Source organism: Sulfurospirillum deleyianum DSM 6946 (genome assembly GCF_000024885.1).
Classification (GTDB): Bacteria; Campylobacterota; Campylobacteria; order Campylobacterales; family Sulfurospirillaceae; genus Sulfurospirillum; species Sulfurospirillum deleyianum.
Genome location: NC_013512.1, coordinates 66,208 through 89,926, shown reverse-complemented (window position 1 = coordinate 89,926; position 23,719 = coordinate 66,208). Strand labels below are relative to the sequence as shown.

The window sequence follows — 23,719 nt, the reverse complement described above, 5'->3', positions numbered from 1 at the left end:
TTAGTCTAAACAGATATTTTTTGCCACATACCACTTGACAATCGCCATGGTCGAGTAGTTCATTTCACGTTGTTCAAAGGGAATGGAAGCAATGCGCATTTTAGAGCTAAACACACCGCTTACGAGTGTTAAAAAGAGAAAAAACGCAATGCCTGCCCATATATTGTACGCATATCCAATCCACAAACCCACACCCCACGGACTCAGCGCTAAGAGTCCATACAAAACATATTGCGCTACTTTGCACCAAAACCCTTTGATTTTTGGGACAACTTCAATACGTGGAGGAATGGGTTGCATGCGTTATTTTAAATTGGTAAAGTTTACAGGGAAGTCAAATTCACACCCACGAATCGCTGCAATGGCTTCTTGCAAATCATCAATGCTTTTGCCCTCAACTCTGACTACATCACCTCGAATAGAAGCTTGAACTTTCAGTTTCAAATCTTTAATCTCTTTGACGATTTTTTTAGCATCATCACTGGAAATCACATCGACAATACTCACCGTTACTTTTACCTTTGCGCCACCAGCAGGTTCACGTTTGAGCTCTTTGAGCGCTTTACCTGAAATGCCCCGTTTAATCGCCTCAGAGACCAACGCATCAACCATCGCATCGGCTTTTGAATCTGTCGTGGTAATCAAGGTAACAGTTTTGGCTTTCTCATTGTGATCAAACTCACACGTCACCCCTTTAAAATCCCAACGATTGGTAATGACTTTTTTAGCTTGTTCGTACGCATCTTTAAACTTTTGTTTGTCAATCTCCGCACTAATGTCAAAACTATGCTCTTTTGCCATCTTTTCTCCTTATTGTCTTAAAAAATCTTTGATATTTTCACCCACCAAACGAATCAGCTCACGCCTTGCTTCCACACTTGCCCACGCAACATGCGGTGTAATTATCAAGCGTTCAGGATGCTTTACATGTAAAAGCGGATGATTCGCTTCCATGGGCTCTTTTTCTAAAACATCAAGCCCTACAAAAAGCTCTTTGCTATCCATCGCTTCTGCCAAATCACCCTCATGCACAATGCCTCCACGCCCCACGTTAATCAGGATGGCACCTTTTTTCATCATAAGTAATTGCTCTTTGCTCACCAAATAGCGTGTTTTCTCATTCAAGGGGGCATGAATGGAGACAATCTCGCACGTTTGCATCATCTCATCTAAAGAAACCTGTCGATACGTGCCATTATGATTGGCGCCACTGGTCGAATAATAGAGCACTTCCGCCCCAAACGCTGTGGCAATGTTAGCGACTTCTTTACCAATATTTCCTAACCCAATGATGCCCCAACGTTTCCCTTTGATTTCAGAAAAAGGCTGAGCTAAATGGGTAAAAATAGGGCTTTTAACCCATTCGCCCGATTTTACATACGCATCGTAATAGGCAAGTTTTCCTAACAAATTAAGCGCTAACATCAGTGTTGTTTGTGCCACGGACGCCGTAGAATACCCCGCAACATTTTTAACCATAATTCCTTTATGCTTTGCATACTCCAAATCAACATTGTTCATGCCCGTAGCAGTAATGCAAATGAGTCCTAAATTGGGACATGCATCCATCACCTCTTTGTCAATCAACACTTTATTGGTGAGCACAATTTTTGCATCACCGATGTGTTCGATGCGCTCTTCAAGAGAAGTTGTATCAAAGGCTTCAAACACGCCAAACTGTGAGAAGAGCGTTAAATCCGCATCATCACCCAATGTTTTTGCATCCAAACAGACTATTTTCATCACTTAATCCTTTATGCGGTGTCCCACAAATTTTGAAAAATTCTCCATAATCAATCCGCCACGTCTAAACCCTAAGCCACACCCCTCATACGCAAAGAAAACACCCGCTTGGTAGCTTCGTCCTTGTTCATCTTTTGGCAACTCTGCATACGCTTGATAAATGGGTTTAAAATTACCATATTCGCCCTCTGTTTTTTCAATCACAGACATATCATGCTCATAAATAACCGTGTTAGCCCCTTCTCGTCCAAAGGCTCTCTTTTCCACCTGTTTTTGATTTTTAAGCGGTTCAAATGACGTCTCAAGCAGTAACGGATGATTGGGGAAAAGATCCCATAAAATTTTCATAAACGCTTTGCTTTGAAAAAGAAGCGTATAGGCAGGATTAAGAATAATCGCCTTTTGCTCTTGCACCATTTCATCCAATAAAAGGGCTAAATCACCCTCTTCAATCGCAATATTTTCCCATGGAATGAGTTTAAACCAGTACTCAAAATTCTCATCATCTTTAAAAATGCCCTCACTGCCGTTAAAACCCACTTCATCCACGTAGGCAAAATCGGTGTGAAAACCCGCTTCATTGGCGGCACTTTGAAGCAAACGGGTGGTGTTTTCATCTTCAATATTTCCACGAATAGAGGAGAATAAAATTTTCCATCCCTCATAGTACTGGGCAAACTCTTCCGTATCACCCTCTAAGACAACCAGACGTTTAAAGTTCTCTTTGAGCGCTTCAAAAACGGTATTGAACTGTTTGGCTTCATCCATGCCATTAGCTTTAAGCATCGCCCATTGGATAATCGCTGTTTCATAAAGTGATGTAGGTGTATCGGCATTAAATTCCATGAGTTTAATCGGCGCTCCATCCACGCCTCCCGCAAAATCAAAGCGACCGTACAAATGCCAATGCACATCATTTTCCCATGAATTTTTAATCAATTCAACCAAATTAAAAGGGATGTTGAGTTCATGAAAAAGATTGTTATCAATCACATATTGCCCTGCTTCTGCAAACATATCGTAAAGTTCATTGGCGGCTTCATAATACGCCTCTACCTCATCATGACTGACCAATACTAATTCATCTGCCACATACGATGTTTCATCGCTATCGGTATGCCAATAAAATCCAATCGACTCTAAAAAGTCTTTACTTAAGGGTTTAATTTTTTCTGTTGATACCATTTAAATTTATCCTCCAAAACTGCTAGGTGCTTTTGATGTTGAACTGGTCGATGAGGTTGTTGTGCCTGATTTTGAACCAAAAAAACCACTGCTTTTACTGGCACTGCTGGTGGTTGAACTTGACATCGGTTTGTTAAAACTGCTCGTACTTCTGCTATACGCTTGAGGACTTTTATAATTGGTAGCACGTTGATTTTGGTAATTTTGATTATTAAAGAGTTTATTACCAATCCAACTTCCAATCATTGCCCCAGCAATACTTGAGAGTAAAATACCCCCTAATCCCATTTGTCCAGAACTTAGACTAGGATTCGTTAGGGATGAGGTGTTATTATCGATTTTTACAGCTTCTTCTTTCACCAATGCGTCAATCTCTGTTTGTGATAAAATGCGCTCCGTTCCATCTTTACTTCGTACAATCACTCGTGTTGTAGAACTAGGATACTCTTCTGCAATTTTATACTCACCTGGCGCTATTTCATCTACAATCACTAACGCACCTTGTGTTTGTGCAGCTTCTGCTAGAGCATTTTTATCCTCTTTTTGTTCACACCCTTGCATTGATGCAATCACCATCACACCAATGCCTCCTGCGATCATATAATCTGAAATTTTACGAATATACTGCATTTTATGACTCTCCTAATATCTCTTTGAGTTTTTTGCCTTTTTTAATAAATAATTTTCCATCTCTATCCATAACACTATCAAAATGACCCACGCGTTTACTCACGGCATCATTGATATGATGTTTCTCCTTTTTAGAAAAACCTTTCTCTTTTAAATAACTTCGTAAATCTCGCCAATCACTGTAAACTTCAAAAAGAGATTCAACCTCTTTTTGCCCCTCCTCCTCTACGACATCAGCTTCTTCGAAACTTTCCATTGGCGGTGTTACAATAGACGTATTAACAGATTCCATATGAGTACTTTCAGGAACATGAACTTCTGTGTTAGTGTGTGTTATTTGACGGTTGGCTAATGTTAGTATTGCTTTGAGCTGTTCATCTCGTTCTTTATAAATCATCTCAATTTTTTCTTTTGACTCAATTAACATGCGTTCTTTATCCGCAATGAGGCGTTCTTTATCTTCTTCTAATTTTTGATTTTTTTGCTTCATCTCATCAAGTTGTGTTTTTAACAATTCGACATACGCACTGTAATCTGCACTCATATCTGCTTTACGTACAGAAGAATTCTCTTTCATTCCGCCCTTGCTAAGCACAATGTACTTCGTGCCATTTTCAACAACACTCTGAAGCGTTCCTCGTCTTAAACGATTGTAAATTGCCTCTTTACTAACACCTAAAAGTTTTGCTGCTTCCATAACCGTTAGTTTTTTGTCCATTGTATAACCTTTGCGCTAACAAAAAGATCTATTTGTAGTTAATGTTATCATAGCTTTGATTAGTTTATTTTTAGGAGAAGGGAAAACAAAGAAGCCAAGAAGCTAACTTCTTGGCTGTGTGTGTTAGAGTCTTGACTCGTAACGGCGAAGCATATAAAGTTTTTTCAACTGTTTTTTACGTGCACTAATTTTATCTTTTTTGCGTTTTTCTGTTGCTGTTTCATAGAAACGTCTCGCACGCACTTCCGTTACAACTAGGTTACGATCCACTTGTTTTTTAAACTTTCTATACGCTTCGTCAAACGATTCGTTAGGATGTAATTTAATTCCTGGCATACTCTATCCACCACCTTTCTGATGAATTTAGGGTTGCATTGTATCTAAAACTATTTACATGTAACCTTAATAGGAACATTTACATACTTTGATTTCCTTTTTATAGTATGCCTTTTTGACGATAAAAATAAAAATTCTATTGACTTCATACGTCAATATCTGTATACTTACATCTAAAATGACAAAAAGGTGACAATTTTATGTATATTGCGCTTTTAAAAAACCAAAATCGTATCACATCTGTGACAACGCAACAAAAACAAATTCTAAAATACACACATCATCATGGAATCACCCTTGATTCTACAGAAATTGAAAATTCTACATGTGATGCTACTTTAGAAGAGAGAAAAGAGTTTAGAGCCTTTTTACGCTCTTTAAATGAAGAAGATCATTTGATTATCTTTGATCTCCACACCCTCTCCAACACCATCGAAGAGCTGATTAAAATTTTTGAATGCCTTCTCAAACGCTCTATTTTTGTTCACATTGCAGACATTAATGAGTGTCTTCATTCAAAAAGTGAACCCGTTGCCCTGCTAGAGCTTTTCTTAAAGTACCAAACAGCCCAACAACATGACAACAAAAAGAAAAAAAATGGGCGTCCAAAAGGTCGTATCTCAAAATCAAAATTTGATATTCATCGTTCACTGATTATTGAACGTCTTGAAGCCAAAGAACCTATTACAAAAATCGCTGAATCTTTACATGTAAGTCGTACATCTCTAAAAGATTACGTGAATTCAAGAGGTCTAAAAGAACTTGTCAAAGCAAAAGTTGCCCTCTTTAAATCTAAAGATGAAAAACCTTTCATGCCTAAACATACACATCAGAAAGAGTGTTCTCTTAGTCACATATTATCCGAATAAAGGAATTCCTATGAGTCAAACAAACCTGTCTGTTTTTTATAGACAAAAACGTTATATTGTTTTTGCTTTGATTACAGCCGTAGCCTTAGTTTTGCCATTTATCACACTAGATGGAAATCACTTTTTTCTCTTAAGTTTTGATAAAAAGCAGTTACATCTTCTTTTTACCACCTTTGATATGCAAGAACTCTATTTGATGCCTTTTGTTCTAATGCTTTTTTTTCTTACCATCTTTTTTGTCACAACCCTAGGGGGTCGTGTCTGGTGCGGATGGTCGTGTCCTCAAACCATTTTTAGAGTGATTTTTCGTGATTTTATCCAAACTAAACTTTTAGGGATTCGAAAAAGTATTCAAAACAAACAAAAAGAGCCTCAAGAAGGGTATCTTCTAAAACGTATCCTTGCTATTTTACTGTGGACGATGCTTGCGAGCCTTGCTGCGTCAAACTTCTTGTGGTACTTTATCCCACCAGAAGACTTTTTTCAGTACTTAACCAATCCTCTTGAACATACGATCATGTACGGGTTTCTTCTTGGAATTACAGCCTTTTTAGTTTATGATGTTGTAGCGCTTAAAGAAAATTTCTGTGTCTACATATGCCCTTATTCACGTATTCAGTCTGCTCTTTTTGACGAACATACACTTCAAACTATTTACAATGAAAAACGTGGTGGTCAAATTTACAATCCACAAGGCATTAAGCTAGGAAGCAAACCTCCTTTAGTAACAGATGATTGTACTGGCTGTGAGGCATGTGTGAGAGTATGCCCTACCCATATAGATATCAGAAAAGGTATGCAACTAGAGTGTATTAACTGTCTTGAATGTGCAGATGCCTGTACATCCGTTATGGCAAAATTAGGAAAACCTTCTTTAATTACGTGGACAAGTTCTATGGCAATTGAAAAAGATAAAAAAACAAATTACCTTCGTTTCCGAACTCTTGCATATATGGTTGCGCTAAGTTTAGTACTGGTTGGGCTCTTCGTCATGGGAAGTCAAAAAGAGTATATGTTACTTAATATCAATCGAACAAGCCAACTGTATAAAATTGCTGATGATAGTAAACGTATAGAAAATGTTTACACATTTTTATTTCAAAATACAGATGCCAAAGATCACTCTTACTATTTTGAACTCTCAAATTCAGAGCTTAAAATTGAAAAACCAACAGAACCATTTGTACTAAAGGCAGGACAAAAAGTCAATAAAATTGTCATTCTCTCTTCATCTTCTGATGAACTCAGTGATGAAACTAAAAATTTACCTGTGAACATTAAAGCGTTTGCGGTAGATGAAAAAGAGAAGATTTGGGTAGAAAGAAAAACAATCTTTATCTATCCAAAGAAGAGTGAAGTAAAGCCTTAAAAAGGGAAGAGGGTGATGGTTTTATAAACCATCACCTTATAGCATTAACTGAATTATAACGCTGCTTTTGCTTGCTTTACAACGGTTGCAAACGCTTCAGGGTCATTCATCGCCATATCTGCAAGAATTTTTCTATCTAAATCAATATTTGCTTTGTTTAGAGCATTGATGAAGCGTGAGTAACTAATGTCGTTAAGTCTACATGCTGCATTGATACGTGTGATCCAAAGTCTTCTAAAATCTCTTTTCTTTTGTCTTCTATCACGGAATGCGTAAACTAAACTTCTCTCTAATTGCTCTTTTGCTTTTCTAAAGTGTTTTCTTCTTCCACTAAAGAAGCCTCTAGCCATCTTTAAAATTTTCTTGTGACGTCTTCTTCTGACGATACCTGTTTTTACTCTTGCCATGGTGTCTCCTTGACCAAATAAATCAATGTCGGTGTCCCACTAGGGAACTTGCCCTCAAAGGAGGGGAACATTACATGTAGGGTGAATGACTCTTGTCAAAAACTCTTTTTAAATTACGCTTTACAAAGCATTAATTTAACGGACTTCTCATCGCGTGCATCAACCGTTTTAGCGACTTTCAAACCACGCATTCTTTTCGTTGGTTTTTTAGTAAGAATATGACTTCTAAAGGCTGCGCCTCTTTTAATCTTATTTTTACTCGTTCTAAAACGCTTAGCTGCGCCGCGTACCGTTTTCATTTTCGGCATGCTTACTCCTTGTATTTATTCTAAAATCTAAAGGGAATCCCCTCTAGCGTTAGAAAACGGCTATAATAGCTTAATTTTCCTTAGAGGGGATTAAAAAGAAAGAATTTTAAGTGCGCTTAATTTACTTTTTAGGAGTAACCAGCATATTGATGTATCGACCTTCGAGCTTTGGTGTTTTCTCACGCTCAGCAATATCTTCAAGCATTGGCCATAAACTCTCTAAAACTTGCTCTCCAGCTTCTGGATTAGCCATTTCTCTACCACGTAAAAAGACTCTAAAACGAACATGCTTTCCTTCTTCAAGGAATTCACGAGCATGTTTTATTTTATAATTAATGTCGTTTGACGCAATTTTAACAGAGAGTTTAATCTCTTTGACTTCAATAATCTTCTGATTTTTGCGTGCCTCTTTAAGCTTTTTCTCTTGTTGATATTTGAACTTACCGTAGTTCATAATCTTACATACAGGAGGTTTTGCATCAGGTGCAATAAGCACCAAATCTAAACCAAGCTCATCAGCCTTTGCAAGAGCCTCATTTCGAGTGATAATACCATACTGTGTGCCATCATCACCAATACACCTTACTTCTGCTGCTCTGATCTCTTCGTTCAGTATGACTTCTTTGTCTTTACTCAAAAGTGTACCTCACTAAGTTTCTCCTTTAGGGTTTTAATTAATTCAACTTTACTCAAATTATACTGTGTTCTTTCTCTTCTGTCACGTACAGCAACACTTTGATTTTCAACTTCTGCATCACCAATAACTAATATCATTGGAACACGCATGGTTTCTGCATTACGAATACGTTTATTGAGACTCTCATTTTTAGAAGAAACTTCAACATCAATCTCTTCAGCCATAAGAGCATTTGCGACTGATTTTGCATACTCTAAATGCGCATCTGAAATAGGGACAATCACCACTTGTGTTGGCGCAAGGAAAAATGGAAATTCCCCTGATGTATGCTCAATTAAAATACCAATAAATCGCTCAAAAGAACCTAAAATTGCACGGTGTAACATAACCGGTCGTGCATGTTCATTATTGGCATCGACATAACTAATATCAAAACGCTCTGGAAGATTGAAATCAACTTGAATGGTTCCACACTGCCATTTACGCTTTAATGCATCCGTAATCTTAATGTCAATTTTTGGACCATAAAATGCTCCGCCACCTTCATCAATACCATAAGTAATGCCATTTTCATCCAACGCATTTTTAAGACCTTGTGTTGCAGCTTCCCAATAACGCTCATCCCCAATTGATTTTTCAGGACGAGTTGAAATTTCCATCTCGTAATGAAATCCAAAAGTCTTCATGATAGAATCGACAAAACTCAAAATTTCTAAAACATTCTCTTTAATTTGATCGGGTGTACAAAAAATATGTGCATCATCTTGTGTAAATTCACGTACCCTAAAAAGTCCATGCAATACACCACTTTTTTCATGACGATGCACCACGCCGTATTCAAAAAATTTCAGTGGTAAATCTCGATAACTTCTTACTTCACTTTGAAACACTTTGATATGCCCTAAGCAGTTCATCGGCTTGATACCGTATTCAGCCTCATCAATCACTGTAAAATACATATTTTCACCGTAATTTTGATAGTGACCGCTTATTTTCCATGCGTCTGATTTTAAAATTTCGGGACCACGAACAGGTTGATAACCACGTTTTCGATGCGCTGTAAACAGTAACTTTTCAAGTTTAGCACGTAATTTTCCACCTTGTGGCAACCAAATAGGGAGTCCTGCGCCTACTTCATCATCAAACGTAAAAAGTTTTAATTCGTTACCAATTTTTCGATGATCTCTTTTTTTCGCCTCTTCAATCATGGTCACATAATCTTTAAGGCTCTCTTTGTCCGCAAATGCTATCCCATAAATACGTGTCAGCATTTCACGTTTTTCATCGCCACCTAGATAGGCACCGGCAACCTTAATTAATTTAAAAAATCGTAAATATTTAGTATTGGGGACGTGCGGTCCACGACATAAATCTTCAAAATCACCCTGTTTGTAAATCGAAACTTCACCATCAGGAATGCGTAACATAACTTCTTGTTTTAAATCATCATGTGCAAAGTGTTTCAGAGCTTCTGCTTTGGTTGTGTAGATTTTTTCAATAGGAAGTTTAGCATTGGCAAGTTCTGCCATTTTTTTCTCAATCTCTTTAAGATCAGCATCACCAATCTTTTCATTGACACGAAAATCGTAGTAAAAACCATCCTCAATAACAGGTCCAACAAAAAATTGTGCATCTTTATACAATGCCTTAATGGCCTGAGCCATCAAATGTGCGCATGAATGGCGAATCACTTCAAGGGCATCTTTTGAATTGTTGAATAAAATTTTGTCTTCGTAAGTCTTAGAGGAAGCTAATGCAGTTTGTGTATCAATGAGAGTGCTGCCTTCTTTATAGGCAATAACATCATTCATCATTATAAGTCCTTTACTTGTATGAACTCCCACACCAACGGGAGAACAAAAAAATGGTGGCCACGAGAGGATTCGAACCTCCGACCACTACCATGTCAAGGTAGTGCTCTACCAACTGAGCTACGCGACCGCAACCATTTAACACTATCAAATTTCCTTTATTGCGTACTTTTTATACGCATAAAGAGAACTAAAATAGAGCGGTATGCTACTGAATAAATACTTAAAAGCCTCTTTATTAAAAAATATTGACGTTCTCTCAACGCTCTATCCACAGATAATTTTCAATTCATCCTCTGTTCATCTTCATTTTTTACAATCCCCTTTTTCAATAAAATCATCCATAAACGTATAAAGAGGAATCATGCATCTTATTAAAGAGCTTTTAAAAACGTACACACTCCTTCTTCTCACTCTATTACTCGGTCGTTTTTTACTTTATATGATTTACTTTGAACGCTTTCAAGATATCTCTTTTTCAGAGTCCTTGCTCACGTTTATTTATGGTGCACGTATGGATAGTATGGTCATATCTATCGTGTTGGTTGTTCCAACACTTTTTTTAACATTAACACCTTTATCGTTTGCAAAAAATATGACGAAAATCATTCATGGGTATCTTCTCTTTTGGTTTCTACTTTTTATTTTCATTGAAAATGCAACCTTCCCATTTTTCGAACAATATGACGTAAGACCAAATTATCTCTTTTTTCAATACCTTGAATACCCTAAAGAGATTCTTTTGCTTCTTTGGAAAGATTATGCGTATGAATTAGGGTTTGCTTTTATCATGATGGGACTTTTTACAAGATGGTTCTTAAAATTGAAATTTCTTGATATGACCAATGCTTTTAAAACGCCTTACTTTTATCGTTTAATCCTTCTGATTCCGCTTCTACTTGTTCTATTTATTGGGATTCGTTCATCCTTTGGACATCGCCCCGCAAATATTTCTGATGCACTTTACAGCGCTAATAGAGTGCTCAATGACATCACTAAAAATTCTTTATACAGCATTGGATATGCCTATTATAGTCATCAGAAAAATGATACAGATGCCATCAAAGCCTATGGCAAAATCAATCGTGATAAAGCTTATGTCCTAACATCTGAACTTCTAGGGATTGATATAGATGATCAAAAACAACCTTTTTCCCGTCTTGAACCTACCCATTTCAAAAGAGCTACTCCTAAAAATCTTGTTATTTTTATTCAAGAAAGTATGGGCGCTCAATTTGTACAATTTAGCGGTGGCGAAGCCCATCTTACACCCAATATGAATCGTTTAGGAAAAACCCACATCGCCTTTACCAATCTTTATGCTAATGGCACACGAAGTATTCGAGGACTAGCAGCACTCAGTTCTGGTTTTTTACCCATTGTAGGAGAAGGTGTTCTCAAGCGTACAAAGTCACAAAATGATTTTTTTACCGTTGCATCATTACTGAAACCTTATGGATACAAATCAAGCTTCATTTATGGAGGAGAAGCTCGATTTGACAATATGCGAAGCTGGTATCTTGGCAATGGCTTTGATGAAGTGATAGAAGAAAAAGATTTTAAAAATCCAAGCTTTAGAAGTACCTGGGGTGTAAGCGATGAAGATTTGGTTATCAAAGCCAATGAAAAATTTAAAACATACGCTCAAAATAATGAAAAATTTGTCTCTGTTATGTTTAGCCAATCCAATCACGCACCGTTTGAACTGCCCGAAGGTAAAATAGACTTTGAGCCCAATAAACCTAAACAGAGTGTGAAAAATGCGATTAAATATGCTGATTATGCCATAGGAAAATTTTTCGAATTGGCGCAAAAAGAGAGTTACTATAAAGATACTGTTTTTGTTGTTGTTGCTGATCACAATGTGAGGGTTTATGGAGATGATCTTGTTCCTGTTTCAATGTTCAAAATACCAGCCATTATTGTTACGGAAGGAATTACACCTTTAATGTATCATCAACTAGCTAGTCAACCTGATGTTTTAGCAACAGCGCTTGACTTATTAGGATTGGACTTAACATACCCTATTTTAGGGCACACGATTTTCAAACCAAACAAACCACATGTCAACTTAATGAACTTTAATGATATATTTGCCTTGCGGGAGGAGAATGAGATTGCCGTTATTGGCCCAGAAATGAAACCTCAAACCTTTGAGTATCACAATGCAAAACTCATTCCAAAAGCTTCCAATACCCTCTTAGAAGAAAAAGCGCTCAGTCTCATCACAGTGCTTCAAGATTTATATGAAAAGAGACTGTACCGCTAAGTAGCTATCTGGATAGATGGTTACTTAGGACTCACGTTAGGTTTTCTCCATGAGCGCCACAAAATGATGACCACGCCTAAATCAATCATCACATCCGCAAAATTAAAGACTGCAAATTCAAAACCATAATGCCAAAAAAAATAATCAACCACGCCTTCATGTAAAAAACGGTCATAAATATTACTAAATGCCGCACCTGCGATGATACCAATAGGCAAGGCGTATTGGTATAACACCTCTTTTTGAAACAGAAGATAAACGCCCAATCCACCTACTAAACAGAGTTGAATGTATTTAAGATACGCATCTAAAAAAGAGAACATCGAAAAGGCAACCCCTTTATTGTAGGTCAATATTAAAGAGAAAAAATCTCCCTGCCAACGAAAGCCCTCTAAAAAAAGATTTTTAATCCCTTGATCAATCACAAAAATAGCGCAGAGGGATATAAAAAGCGTCAATATTTGTCTATTCATTTAAAGTACTTTTGAAAAATTTGACGCTCTTTTCCATAGCATTTTCAAGCACCTTTTCATCTTGCCCTTCCAGTAAAATACGCAGTAAATTTTCTGTACCTGAGTAACGAATTAAGACTCTTATTTTTTGAGCCTCCAATTCTGAAACCAAAGAGCTATAACCTTTTAACTCTAAGAGAGGAATTTTATTATCCACTTTTATGTTTTGCTGAAGTTGAGGATAGAGTTCAAAAGAATTAAATAATTGACTCACACTTTTTTTCTCTGTGAGTATACAATGCATCACAGCGAGAGCCGCCACTAACGCATCACCTGTTTTCGCAAAATCAGAGAGAATAATATGCCCACTCTGTTCCCCACCAAAGTTAATTTTTTCCTTATATAAGCACTCTAAAACGTTTTTGTCTCCCACATCACAACGATACGTTTTAATCCCTGCTTTGGCTAAATAATCTTCTAACGCTTGATTGCTCATAACAGTAACACAAACACCTTTGTTAGCTAACCTGTTTTGACTCTGTAAGAAGGTTGCAATTTTGCCCAATAGCTTATCCCCATGAATGGGATTGCCATTTTCATCCACCACAACCAATCTATCAGCATCGCCATCAAAAGCAAATCCCACATCAGCACGCAAACGTCTTACCTCTTCGCCTAACTCTTCAGGATGAAGCGCTCCACAGTTCAGATTGATGTTACTCCCATTTGGGTCATTATTAATCATCACAACATCAGCACCTAATTCGCTAAAAATGGTTGGGGCAACTTTGTACGCGGCTCCATTGGCGGTGTCTAAGACAATGCGCACTCCTTTGAGCGTCAAAAACTTTGGAAAAGAATTTTTAATTTGAACGATATACCGCCCAATAACATCATCGACTCGCTTTGAACGACCAATATCAAACTCTATTTTTTGATTAGCTTCAATGAGTGCTTCATCAAAATAGATTTTTTCAATCTCTGCTTCCTCTTTTTCCCCCAATTTATTGCCAAAACTATCGAAAAATTTAATGCCATTATCAAAATACGGATTGTGTGACGCACTAATCATAATACCCGCATCACAACGCATATCTTCCGTTAAAAAAGCAATAGCAGGAGTTGGCATCGGACCTATTTGTCTCACATCATATCCCACTGCGGTGAGTCCTGAGACAATCGCATTTTCAATCATATACCCGCTACGTCTGGTATCTTTTCCTACTAAAATTTTATTGGTAATAGAATTTTTACGAAAATAAATCCCCGCTGCCATCGCTAAACGCATTGCCATAAAGGCGTTCAGTTTTTTACCTGCTTTTCCTCGTACACCATCGGTTCCAAAAAGTTTCATTTCGTTTCCTCTTCTCTTTACATGTAAAGATCATTTGAGCAAATTGTAACAAAACTTTTTTAATCTTTACATGTAACACTGTATAATAGTGCTTCATCTCATGCACACAAGGGAAAACAATGAATCTCGATAAAGTCATCTCAGGATTTTTTATTATTTTAGCTATGACGCTCAATTTTGGTTTTTTTTACGGGGATTTAACAGATTTGGAAGTACACAGCAAATACGAACTTTTCGCCGCCGTTGTGGTTAACATTATCGCCACAACACTCAAAATTGGTGACAAGACCCAATTAGGCTCCGTTTTGTTAGCCAGTAGTTTTGTCGCAGATATCCAGCTCATTGCAGCTGCGTCTGTTTGGACGATTGCAAGTTATGCGTACACCATTGATAAAGAAATAACCTCTATGATTATTAGTCTCAGTGGAGGTGCTTTACTGGCAAATATTACTAGTGTATTACTCTATATTGGGGATACACTCAAATCCAAACGCTGAAAGAATCACAGTGAAAAATAGTTCGTTATGGCTCGTTCTCCAAAAATTACGTGCCCCTTTTTTGGTCATTATTGTCACCTATACCATTTCCATTGTCGGGCTATTGATCATTGATGGAGTAGATGCTCAGGGAAATCCTTATCACTTGAGCATTTTTGATGCTTTTTATTTTATTAGCTATACCGCAACTACGATTGGTTTTGGTGAAACACCTTTTGCATTTACTTATCCCCAACGTATTTGGGTTTCTATCTCTATCTTTATTACGGTAACAGGTTGGTTTTACAGTCTAGGCTCTTTAGTGGCACTCTTACAAGATAAGCTCTTTTTAGAGGAGTTTTCTCGTGCAAAATTTCGACGTAGTATCGCTTTTTTAAAAGAGCGCTATATCATTATTTTAGGTTACAACAGCATTACTAGTGAAATTATTAAAAAAGCGAATGAATCAGGTTTACGTGCGGTGGTTATTGAAAAAGAAGAGGAGAAACGAAACCATCTGCTCCTAGAAAATTTTACACCGCCCGTCTATTGCCTCAATGCAGATGCTTATAATCCAGAAGCCCTTGAAATGGCAGGTATAAAATCCCCTTATTGCCGTGCGATTGTGAGTCTTTTTGAAAATGATGCCCTTAACCTTCGTATTGCGCTTACCTCTAAAGTGCTCAATCCAAATATTACCATGGCCATTAAATCCACAACTAAAAATCAAACTGAAAATCTCATGGATATTGGTGTTCAAATTATTGAAAATCCGTTTGAAATTATTGCCGATCATATTCATATGGCTATCAACGCACCTCACACCCTTAAAATTGTTCGCTGGATTTATGGACTGTGCAATCTCTATGATACGCCTTTACACTTACCTCAGGGAAAATATATCGTTTGCGGTTATGGACGTATGGGGAAAAACATCTATGAAGTTCTCAAAGCAAACCATTTTGAAATTGCTTTTGCGGAAATCGACCCAAGCAAAAAAGAGCATCCACATCTCATGGAACAACCCAAAGTCCTTATTGGTGATGGAGATGATAAAGAGATGCTTAAAGCATTAGATATTGATACCTGTGTTGCTATTATTGCAGGAACCAATGATGACACAACCAATCTCTCTATTTTAGCAACTGCTAAAAAACTCAATCCCAACATCATGACCATCGCACGTGAAAATGAATTGGAAGATTTTTCTATTTTTGAGAGTTCCAATATTGACACAATTTTTATACCCGCTAAAGTACTCATCAATAAAACCATCAATGCCATTTTAAACCCAGCGCTTGATCTTTTCATTAAAAATGTTCACAACCTTGATGAAAGTGCGATTATTCAACTCACTAAAAAGCTTTTAGACATTGACCTTCATCCGCAACTTTTCACACTTAAACTGGATGAAAACCAAGCTTCCATTCTCTACCAAGAGTCCTTAAACAATCCACTTACCCTCTCTTTACTAAGAACATCTCTTAAAAACAGACACTTTACAAACAACCTTATTCCACTCATGCGGATCCGTCAAAAGAAAGTTGAACTACTTCCTGATTGGGAGACACCTTTAGAACGCAATGATATCTACCTTTTTGCAGGAGATGCCAATGCAAAAGATCATCTTGAGTACATCGCTAATAATGTTTATGAGTTTTATTATGCTTATTATGGCGAAGAAAAAAGTTCTTTTAAACGGTGGTTCTCTAAAAATTAAGCTATTCGCTTTATTCCCTTGCAAAATTTATTTTAAAACGCCCTTAAAATAAGTTAGCTTTAATATTAATTTTTATATAATCTACGCCTAAATTTAAACAATGAAAGGCTTATCTATGGCAAACCATAAGTCAGCAGAAAAGCGTATTAGACAAACTAAAAAACGCACAGAGAGAAATAGATTTTATAAAACTAGAATCAAAAATCTTACAAAAGCTGTAAAAGAGGCTGTTGAAGCAGGTGATCAAGCGGCGGCTGCTCTTGCGTTAAAAAATGTCAATAAAAGTTTCCACTCTTACTCAAGCAAAGGTGTTTTACCTAAAAATACTGCAGCGCGTCGTGTAAGTAGATTGGCACAACTTGTTAATACACTAGGTAATGTTGCTGCATAATTTGCGGCAACTCCCTCTTCTTTAGTCTCCATTATGTTAAAAGAAAAATTACTTCCCTTTTTAGATCGTTACAATGAATTAACAATGCTCTTAAGCGATCCAAATGTTTCCAATGATATCAAAAAAATGACAGCTCTTTCTAAAGAACAGTCCAATTTAGAGCCGATTAAAGAAAAAACGCTTGAGTATTTTTCAACACTGGAACAAATTGAAGAGAACAGATTTCTTTTAGAAGATGAAGAATTAGGTGAATTAGCCAAAGAGGAACTCAAACTCCTTGAACCGCACAAAGAGATTCTTGAAGATGAAATAAAACTTCTTTTACTTCCAAAAGACCCTAACGACGAACGCAATATCTTTCTTGAAATTCGAGCAGGAACGGGTGGTGATGAAGCGGCTATTTTTGCTGCTGATCTTTTTAAATCTTATTTGCGTTACGCTGAAAACAGAGGATGGAAAGTTGAAGTTGTCTCTTTAAGTGAGGGCGTTCTTAACGGTTATAAAGAGGTTATTGCACTTATTAAAGGGCAGGGTGCTTTTTCACGCCTCAAATACGAGGGTGGTGTTCACAGAGTTCAGCGTGTTCCACTCACAGAATCACAAGGAAGAGTACATACTTCAGCAGTGACGGTTGCCGTTATGCCAGAAGTAGACGATGTTGAAGTTGACATTCAAGAAAAAGATTTAAAAATTGATGTGATGCGCTCTTCTGGAAACGGTGGACAGTCAGTCAATACTACTGATAGTGCTGTGCGTATTACCCACTTGCCCACAGGTATTGTTGTCGTCAATCAAGATGGAAAATCACAGCATAAAAATAAAGATGCCGCAATGAAAATTCTCAAAGCAAAACTCTATGATATGCAAATGCAAGAACGCAATGCTAAAGAGAGTGAAGCGAGAAAACAACAAGTTGGTTCAGGAGATCGAAGTGCTCGTATTCGTACCTACAACTATCCACAAAACCGTATCACCGATCACCGAGTAGGATTAACCCTTTACCGTTTGGATGCGATTATGGAAGGTGGACTGTATGATGAGCTTATTGATCCTATCATCACCCACTACCAAGCAGAATTAATGAAAGAAGCCAATTTTTAATCTAAAAGCTTCTTTTTTTATCGATCAAAAACCAAAAGATTATTTTGGATTATCATCTCTTTTAACATTTTAATATACTCTTCTTTGAGTTCTGAATAATTAATCATCGTAGATGCGCCTTCCATCCCCCCAAATTTTTTATCATTTTCTCGTGCTTTGAGGCGTTTATCTCGAAAAGCTTTGTATGCCTCATTCGTATTGAGGTTAAGCATGTACGAATTCACTGATTTTTGAAGTGAAGCAAAGATACGAATCATATGCGTTTTACCAATATTTCTATTTTGTGGCAACAATCCAACTCCAGAATAGGTCCAGTGACCAAAAAGGTTATTGGCTTCCCTAGCAAACCGACTCTTTCCCCACCCACTTTCAAGCGCCGCTTGTGCTAGAGCTAAAGAGGTAGGAATGACATCAATACGCTTATAATAGGCATCTCTATCAAATAAATTTTCAACACCATATTTATTCCTCAGTGAAATGAGATAGCCTACATTTTTATGGTTCAGTCCCCGAAACGCATCAGGCATCGCTTTCGCAAAAAATTGCGTAATGAACGCCCTATCCTTCAAAATGTCCGCATTACCTCTATCCACCATGACTTTCATCTGGCGTATAAATTCCTCTTTTTGCTTAGCGCTATCTTCAATTTGATAATAATCTGCAGAAAACCCCCCTGCATATGCGTGGGTTGAAAAGAACAAGCAAGAGGCAATAAGTAATATCGAAAAAACCCTCACGAGGTTAGCGTTCCCAAACCGTTTCAAAGACCTTTTGCACCTCTCCTTTAAAGAAAAGTGTTTGATCTTCAATACGCATAAAAAGCTCTTCACCACTGGTTGGATACACCTTAGCGCTTTCTCCCACACGCTTTTGTCGGTATGCGCTGTAAAAACATGCTGCCATACCCGTTCCACACGCTAATGTTTCATCCTCAACGCCTCGTTCATAGGTTCTTACATGTAAAGTATTTTCTTTCAACATGGCGTAATTCACATTGGCATTGTATTTGTAACGCATTTGACGGGCTATGGTTTTATCAAACAAAGCAACATCTTCCACAAAGGTGACCAAATGAGGCACACCTGTATCACAAAAATGCCATGTTAAACCATTTTCTTCAAAGGACTCACTGAGCACTTTAGGTGTGGTTAATTCTGTCTCCACAACACACTCTATCACCTCTGAAGCAATCACCCCTGCGCCTGTTAAAAAGCACATCTTTTTTGGTGCTAAGCCCTGTGTATACGCATAATGCGCACACGCTCTGGTACCATTGCCACACATCGAAGCCTCTGAGCCATCGCTGTTATAAAATTGCCATTTAAAATCGTATTCGCCATGTGGAAGCAAAACAATCAGACCATCCGCACCCACACCTTTTTGTCTATGGCATAATACCTGTGCGAGTTGGCTTCTATCTGTTTCATGAAAGGTGTGAAAAATGACAAAATCGTTTCCACTGGCATTATATTTTGCAATCTGCATATCTTCCCCGTACATAGTGTATAAATTTTTCAATCTCGCTCTCTAAAAATTTTCTATCAAACGAGTTATTGATGAGAAAATCGGCTAAGATTTTCTTTTCTTCAATGCTAATCTGCGCATCAATACGCTTTTGTGCCTCTTCTTTGGTAAAATTTTCTCTTTGCATTAAACGCTTACGCTGCACTTCAACGGGCGCATAAACCACAACCACCAACTTACAATCATACCCCTCGCTCTCATAATAGAGCGGAATATCAATGATATAAGGCTTTCCTTTTTGCTCAAGTACTTCAGAGCGCTTTAAAATCTCTTCACGAATGAGAGGACGCATTAAAGCATTCAGCTTTTCACGTTCTTCTTTATCGTTAAAAATAATCGCACCTAACGCCTTTCTATCGATGGCCTCATTCACAACCACACCCTCGCCAAAAAGCGCTCTCACCTCTTTTACATGTAAAGGTAAAATCTCTTTTGAGATGGTATCGGCATCAATGAGCTCAAACCCACGTTCTTGCAACATTTTTGAAACGGTACTTTTACCTGTTCCAATGCTACCGGTAAGGACAATTGCGTGTTCATACGCCATAATAATCAGACTGCCTTGCGTTGTATTTTATAACGATTTTAACATACTTTTGTTAAAATCTATTAAACAATCACCCACTAAAGGCTTATGCATGAGTACAGTCAGCTACAAAGACGCTGGTGTCGATATAGACGCAGGAAACCAATTTGTCGAAAATATTAAACCCCTTGTAAAATCTACCTTTGATAAAAATGTCATTGGCGGCATTGGTTCATTTGCAGGTGCGTATGAGCTTCCAACAGGCTATCAAAAACCTGTTATTTTAGGTGCAACTGATGGCGTCGGCACGAAACTTAAACTTGCCATTGATTCGGGCATTTACGATACTGTTGGTATTGATTTGGTCGCGATGTGCGCGAATGATTTGATTTGTAACTTTGGAACACCGCTTTTCTTTTTGGATTATTATGCCATGAGTAAACTCGAGATTGATGCTTCGGTGAATATTGTCAAAGGCATTGCAGAGGGATGTAAAGAAGCAGAATGTTCATTGATTGGTGGCGAAACGGCTGAAATGCCAGGCATGTACCATGGTAAAGACTTTGACCTTGCGGGTTTTGCTGTAGGTATTGCAGAAAAAGATGAGATGAATCGTCTTCCTCACGTCAAAGCGGGTGATGTTCTCATTGCACTTCCAAGTTCAGGCGTTCACTCCAATGGTTTTTCACTGGTGCGTAAAATCTTTTTTGATAAATTAGGCTACACCTTTGAGACAGAATTTAACGGAAAACCTCTCATTAAAACCCTTTTAACACCGACACGCATCTATGTGAAACTCTTTAAAGCCCTTAAAGAAAAGATTAACGCTTTAGCGCACATCACAGGTGGTGGTATTGTCGAGAACTTACCTCGTGTCCTTCCTGAGGGCTTACAAGCACGTGTTTACACATCCAAAATCAAAACACTTCCTATTTTTGATTTTATGAGCCAATACGTCGAAGAGAGTGAAATGCACCGTACCTTTAACATGGGTGTAGGCATGATTTTAGTGGTGAGCCCTGAAAATGTGGACGCTGTTTTAAACAGTAGCGATGGCTATGTCATCGGTGAACTTACAGAGGGTGAGCGCAGCGCCATTATGCTCTAATGAGTACACTCTACATTCTCTCTAAACTTTTTACATATCTGGTGTTACCGCCAGGTATATTTATTCTTCTCTTCTTTTTTGCAGTTCTGTATGCCAAAAAATTTCGTCTTTTTTTCCTTGCGAATGCTGTTGTTTTTTACCTTTTAAGCAATGCTTACGTGGCGGATTGGCTTCTAAAACCACTAGAAGAGCCTTACAACCAACCTTTACATGTAACTGCCGTGGATGCGGTTATTGTCTTAGGAGGAGGGCACACCCAAGGGGTTGCTAACTTGCCACTGAGCAGTGATGCCTACAAACGTATGATGTGGGGGCTCATGGTTGCCAAATCACACAAATTACCGCTACTCTTCAGCGGTGGTGGTCTTTACAAAGAATACTTAGAGAGCGATGCCTTTTTAGATAGCCTTAAAGAGCTTAAGAGCTATCTTGACATTGCAACACCTAATTCTAAGAGTTTAGCCACTAAAGAGTTCTCTTTACATGTAGAGGATAAAAGCCTCGATACCTACCAAAATGCGCAGTTTAGCAAAACGGCTTTTGAAAAAGCAGGTGTCATGGGGCCAACGATTTATCTCGTAACATCAGCCTATCATATGAAACGCTCCATCATGCTCTATGAGCATTTTGGCTTTAACGTCATTCCTGCTGCGACGAACTTTAAAATCAATCATCGAGAAAAAGATGGTTGGGACTATCTGCCTAGTGCCCATGCATTGTATAAGAGCTATATCGCATTACATGAATACGCAGGACTTTTGAGTCTGAAATTACGAGGAATTTAATCGTTACATGTAACGATTATTGACGTTTATCGTTGGTAATTTTATAGATAAAACTAAAGACTTCCGCTACGGCTTTATAGAGCATTGGCGGGATTTCTTTATTGATTTCAATCTTTGAGAGAAGCTCCACCAAATCGGCATCTTTTTTAATAAAAATATCGTGTTCTTGCGCCAATTTAATAATATTATTTGCTACTTCACCCTTGCCCGAAGCGACCACTTTGGGCGCACCTTGTTTTTCTCTATCGTATTTCAGCGCAACGGCTTTTTGTGTTTTGGATGTGTGTGTGCTCATATGGTTATGTTAATCCCAAATTGAAGTTCTTCACCTTTAAAATAATCCTTTTTAACCCGCTCAACATCTTTGTATTCTAACATTTTCACATTTCCTGTGATGAGTCCTACTTCATTAAAAGCTCGTTTGAGTAAGCTCAGATGGTGTGTTAGCTTATCACTTAACTCTTTTTTTTGTGTTGCAATCGTCATATCAATGTATTTTTCATTGGAAAGGATGAGCATCATATTGAGTTTGCCATACGCTTCCAAATCCAAATCCAATTGGCAATGAAACTGCTCATCACTGTTTTTTTTCATCATCATCGACCCACCTTTTAAGCCGTCCCAGCTAAAAGGAATATACAAATGCGTGGAACTGCTCACATAAGAAACGAGCTGATGATACTCAATTTGCGTCAAAAGACGATTGGTAATCTCTAGTGCTTCTTTATTTTCACCCAAAAGTGTTAGTGTGTGGTTTAATTTCGTCAGAACCCCTTTCATATCACTCAAAAGTTCTACGTCAGTAGGATCTAAAGCCAATTTTTGCGCCATCGCTTTGCCCACAAATAACTCAGGCTTAATTAACGCATGAATCTCTTTTTCCAATACTTTTGCTTTATCTAAGAAATCAGAATGTTTGATAGTTGCGGGTTCTTGAAGCTCTATCTGTACTTTAAGACGATTGACCACCATTTGAAGCGCTTCTTCAACGCTTTGGGGCAGTGGCAATGCAGATGAAAGACTCGTGGATGGGACAAGTGTTTGTAAAGGAAGGTCTTTAGCCTCTAAGGCTATCTGCGCAAGAGTACCTTTTAAAAGAGTCTCTTGAGATAAAAGCTGGTCTATTTGGGGCTGAAGCTCTTTAAGATTCAAAGCGGGTAACTGCTCTTTAATGAGCTCTAAAAGCACTTTGACTTGGGTTGTAAAATTGTTTTCTACATTCATAGAAGCGGGATAATTTTGCACTTTTGAGCCGATTAAATCCATCTGCTTTAGAGCATAATCTAGTTTTTGAACATTAGTATAAACCTCTTTAAAATCACCCGCTGGAGCAACACTTTGTTCTTGCTTGATGGTTTGGCGAAAAAGCTCCAAAAGCCTTTTTAAACCCTCTTGAGACTCTTTGGTAGAGAGCGATGACGTATGGCTTAGTTGTTCCAAAAGAGGTGCCATATCACGAGTTGGTGTGCTCGGGCTTGGTTGTGTGGTCTCTTTTAAAAGCGTTTGAACATTGGCACTTAATTCCTTCAGAAGAGCCTCTACTCCTTTTTGTGTCACTTCTTGCGCCAATTTTGACTCAAAAAAGATACCAGAATGCGTTACTTGTTGTTGTAGCATTTTGGCATCAAGATTTTGAATATTTTTTGAAAAAAGCTCTAAAAGAGCTAAAGGTTTCATAGTTGATGCATCAGGTTTAACAAGAGAGAGAAGATGTTTCATATCTAAGGCAAAATTACCCATATTTTTAAAAAGGGGATGATTTTGGATAATCTCAAAAATAGCACTTTTAGATTTTGCTTCACTCACCGCAGCACCTAAAAGTGTTCCCATCACTTCGCCTGCGCTACTAGGAAGGGGTTGAGGTTGATTTTGTGGTGTGGAAAAAGGAAGTTCTGCGGTATGGTTTTGAATAATCTTCGTTGCACTCTCTTTTGCTAACGCCTTTGGATCAAGTGTTTGAAGTTGATTGGCAAGCAAAGAAGCCGTACTAATGTCCATTT

General features: G+C 37.9%; 27 protein-coding genes and 1 tRNA gene. 9 read left to right on the top strand and 19 right to left on the bottom strand.

The features are described from left to right. The 7 genes from SDEL_RS00495 to rpsU all read right to left on the bottom strand — a co-directional run bounded on the left by SDEL_RS00495 (nt 1) and on the right by rpsU (nt 4,612). Nucleotides 1-300, bottom strand: coding sequence for a hypothetical protein (locus tag SDEL_RS00495; RefSeq protein WP_012855897.1), 300 nt, complete (start codon nt 298-300; stop codon nt 1-3). A 3-nt stretch (nt 301-303) separates the two neighbouring features. Continuing rightward, nucleotides 304-801, bottom strand: coding sequence for a YajQ family cyclic di-GMP-binding protein (locus tag SDEL_RS00490; protein WP_012855896.1), 498 nt, complete (start codon nt 799-801; stop codon nt 304-306). Nucleotides 802-810: 9 nt separating this feature from the next. Then, entirely contained in the window at nt 811-1,743 is a 933-nt protein-coding gene (locus SDEL_RS00485; RefSeq protein ID WP_012855895.1) for a D-2-hydroxyacid dehydrogenase, read from the bottom strand. A gap of 3 nt (nt 1,744-1,746) precedes the next feature. Then, the gene (locus SDEL_RS00480) at nt 1,747-2,928 is read right to left on the bottom strand and encodes a glutathionylspermidine synthase family protein (protein WP_012855894.1); all 1,182 of its coding nucleotides are present in this window, start codon (nt 2,926-2,928) and stop codon (nt 1,747-1,749) included. Nucleotides 2,929-2,934: 6 nt separating this feature from the next. Further along, entirely contained in the window at nt 2,935-3,558 is a 624-nt protein-coding gene (locus SDEL_RS00475) for a UPF0323 family lipoprotein (protein ID WP_012855893.1), read from the bottom strand. A 1-nt stretch (nt 3,559) separates the two neighbouring features. After that, entirely contained in the window at nt 3,560-4,276 is a 717-nt protein-coding gene (locus SDEL_RS00470) for a MerR family transcriptional regulator (protein ID WP_012855892.1), read from the bottom strand. Nucleotides 4,277-4,399: 123 nt separating this feature from the next. Beyond that, nucleotides 4,400-4,612 carry a 30S ribosomal protein S21 gene (gene rpsU / locus SDEL_RS00465; protein WP_012855891.1) on the bottom strand — a complete coding sequence of 71 codons (213 nt, stop codon included), beginning with the start codon at nt 4,610-4,612 and terminating at the stop codon, nt 4,400-4,402. Between the two features lie 200 nt (nt 4,613-4,812). Here rpsU and SDEL_RS00460 point away from each other — a divergent pair, with 200 nt between their 5' ends. Together SDEL_RS00460 and ccoG are read left to right on the top strand one after the other, a co-directional pair. Continuing rightward, entirely contained in the window at nt 4,813-5,481 is a 669-nt protein-coding gene (locus SDEL_RS00460; protein ID WP_012855890.1) for a recombinase family protein, read from the top strand. Nucleotides 5,482-5,491: 10 nt separating this feature from the next. Beyond that, nucleotides 5,492-6,850 carry a cytochrome c oxidase accessory protein CcoG gene (gene ccoG / locus SDEL_RS00455; protein WP_012855889.1) on the top strand — a complete coding sequence of 453 codons (1,359 nt, stop codon included), beginning with the start codon at nt 5,492-5,494 and terminating at the stop codon, nt 6,848-6,850. A 53-nt stretch (nt 6,851-6,903) separates the two neighbouring features. Here ccoG and rplT read toward each other — a convergent pair whose 3' ends face one another. The 5 genes from rplT to SDEL_RS00430 all read right to left on the bottom strand — a co-directional run bounded on the left by rplT (nt 6,904) and on the right by SDEL_RS00430 (nt 10,143). Continuing rightward, nucleotides 6,904-7,257 (bottom strand): 50S ribosomal protein L20, encoded by a 354-nt coding sequence (rplT, locus tag SDEL_RS00450; protein WP_012855888.1) that lies wholly within the window; start codon nt 7,255-7,257, stop codon nt 6,904-6,906. A 113-nt stretch (nt 7,258-7,370) separates the two neighbouring features. Continuing rightward, nucleotides 7,371-7,565, bottom strand: a complete 195-nt coding sequence (rpmI, locus tag SDEL_RS00445) for a 50S ribosomal protein L35 (RefSeq protein WP_012855887.1) — start codon at nt 7,563-7,565, stop codon at nt 7,371-7,373. Nucleotides 7,566-7,686: 121 nt separating this feature from the next. Further along, complete coding sequence (infC, locus tag SDEL_RS00440) at nt 7,687-8,202, bottom strand: translation initiation factor IF-3 (protein WP_012855886.1); 516 nt, start codon at nt 8,200-8,202, stop codon at nt 7,687-7,689. Beyond that, a complete protein-coding gene (gene thrS / locus SDEL_RS00435; protein ID WP_041666390.1) occupies nt 8,199-10,013 on the bottom strand; it encodes a threonine--tRNA ligase in 1,815 nt (604 codons plus the stop codon). The genes infC and thrS overlap by 4 nt, the downstream gene beginning before the upstream one ends. 54 nt (nt 10,014-10,067) lie before the next feature. Further along, nucleotides 10,068-10,143 (bottom strand) — tRNA-Val (locus tag SDEL_RS00430). Nucleotides 10,144-10,377: 234 nt separating this feature from the next. Here SDEL_RS00430 and SDEL_RS00425 point away from each other — a divergent pair. After that, the gene (locus SDEL_RS00425; protein ID WP_012855884.1) at nt 10,378-12,282 is read left to right on the top strand and encodes an LTA synthase family protein; all 1,905 of its coding nucleotides are present in this window, start codon (nt 10,378-10,380) and stop codon (nt 12,280-12,282) included. 20 nt (nt 12,283-12,302) lie between these two features. Here SDEL_RS00425 and lspA read toward each other — a convergent pair whose 3' ends face one another. Continuing rightward, the gene (lspA, locus tag SDEL_RS00420; RefSeq protein ID WP_012855883.1) at nt 12,303-12,755 is read right to left on the bottom strand and encodes a signal peptidase II; all 453 of its coding nucleotides are present in this window, start codon (nt 12,753-12,755) and stop codon (nt 12,303-12,305) included. Next, nucleotides 12,748-14,088, bottom strand: a complete 1,341-nt coding sequence (glmM, locus tag SDEL_RS00415) for a phosphoglucosamine mutase (protein ID WP_012855882.1) — start codon at nt 14,086-14,088, stop codon at nt 12,748-12,750. Before glmM ends, lspA begins: the two co-directional genes overlap by 8 nt. A 119-nt stretch (nt 14,089-14,207) precedes the next feature. Here glmM and SDEL_RS00410 point away from each other — a divergent pair, with 119 nt between their 5' ends. The 4 genes from SDEL_RS00410 (at nt 14,208) to prfA (ending at nt 17,776) form a co-directional block, all read left to right on the top strand. Further along, nucleotides 14,208-14,585 carry a DUF6394 family protein gene (locus tag SDEL_RS00410; RefSeq protein WP_012855881.1) on the top strand — a complete coding sequence of 126 codons (378 nt, stop codon included), beginning with the start codon at nt 14,208-14,210 and terminating at the stop codon, nt 14,583-14,585. 10 nt (nt 14,586-14,595) lie between these two features. Beyond that, nucleotides 14,596-16,284 (top strand): potassium channel family protein, encoded by a 1,689-nt coding sequence (locus SDEL_RS00405; RefSeq protein ID WP_012855880.1) that lies wholly within the window; start codon nt 14,596-14,598, stop codon nt 16,282-16,284. Nucleotides 16,285-16,399: 115 nt separating this feature from the next. After that, a complete protein-coding gene (gene rpsT, locus SDEL_RS00400) occupies nt 16,400-16,675 on the top strand; it encodes a 30S ribosomal protein S20 (RefSeq protein ID WP_012855879.1) in 276 nt (91 codons plus the stop codon). Nucleotides 16,676-16,708: 33 nt separating this feature from the next. Continuing rightward, nucleotides 16,709-17,776, top strand: a complete 1,068-nt coding sequence (gene prfA, locus SDEL_RS00395; protein ID WP_012855878.1) for a peptide chain release factor 1 — start codon at nt 16,709-16,711, stop codon at nt 17,774-17,776. Between the two features lie 17 nt (nt 17,777-17,793). Here the strand turns inward: prfA and SDEL_RS00390 are convergent, their stop codons facing one another. The 3 genes from SDEL_RS00390 to coaE form a co-directional block, all read right to left on the bottom strand. Next, on the bottom strand, nt 17,794-18,381 hold the full coding sequence (locus SDEL_RS00390) for a glucosaminidase domain-containing protein (RefSeq protein ID WP_223295822.1): 588 nt from the start codon (nt 18,379-18,381) through the stop codon (nt 17,794-17,796). A gap of 136 nt (nt 18,382-18,517) precedes the next feature. Beyond that, nucleotides 18,518-19,261, bottom strand: a complete 744-nt coding sequence (gene dapF, locus SDEL_RS00385) for a diaminopimelate epimerase (RefSeq protein WP_012855876.1) — start codon at nt 19,259-19,261, stop codon at nt 18,518-18,520. Continuing rightward, nucleotides 19,242-19,847, bottom strand: coding sequence for a dephospho-CoA kinase (gene coaE, locus SDEL_RS00380; protein ID WP_012855875.1), 606 nt, complete (start codon nt 19,845-19,847; stop codon nt 19,242-19,244). The genes dapF and coaE overlap by 20 nt, the downstream gene beginning before the upstream one ends. Nucleotides 19,848-19,938: 91 nt before the next feature. Here coaE and purM point away from each other — a divergent pair, with 91 nt between their 5' ends. Together purM and SDEL_RS00370 are read left to right on the top strand one after the other, a co-directional pair. Further along, entirely contained in the window at nt 19,939-20,934 is a 996-nt protein-coding gene (gene purM, locus SDEL_RS00375) for a phosphoribosylformylglycinamidine cyclo-ligase (protein ID WP_012855874.1), read from the top strand. Continuing rightward, nucleotides 20,934-21,719 carry a YdcF family protein gene (locus tag SDEL_RS00370; RefSeq protein WP_012855873.1) on the top strand — a complete coding sequence of 262 codons (786 nt, stop codon included), beginning with the start codon at nt 20,934-20,936 and terminating at the stop codon, nt 21,717-21,719. The genes purM and SDEL_RS00370 overlap by 1 nt, the downstream gene beginning before the upstream one ends. Before the next feature lie 16 nt (nt 21,720-21,735). Here the strand turns inward: SDEL_RS00370 and SDEL_RS00365 are convergent, their stop codons facing one another. Beyond that, nucleotides 21,736-22,014, bottom strand: coding sequence for an EscU/YscU/HrcU family type III secretion system export apparatus switch protein (locus SDEL_RS00365; RefSeq protein WP_012855872.1), 279 nt, complete (start codon nt 22,012-22,014; stop codon nt 21,736-21,738). Next, nucleotides 22,011-23,717: a flagellar hook-length control protein FliK gene (locus SDEL_RS00360; RefSeq protein ID WP_012855871.1), complete on the bottom strand. Its 1,707-nt coding sequence runs from the start codon at nt 23,715-23,717 to the stop codon at nt 22,011-22,013. The genes SDEL_RS00365 and SDEL_RS00360 overlap by 4 nt, the downstream gene beginning before the upstream one ends. Nucleotides 23,718-23,719 lie beyond the last annotated feature (2 nt).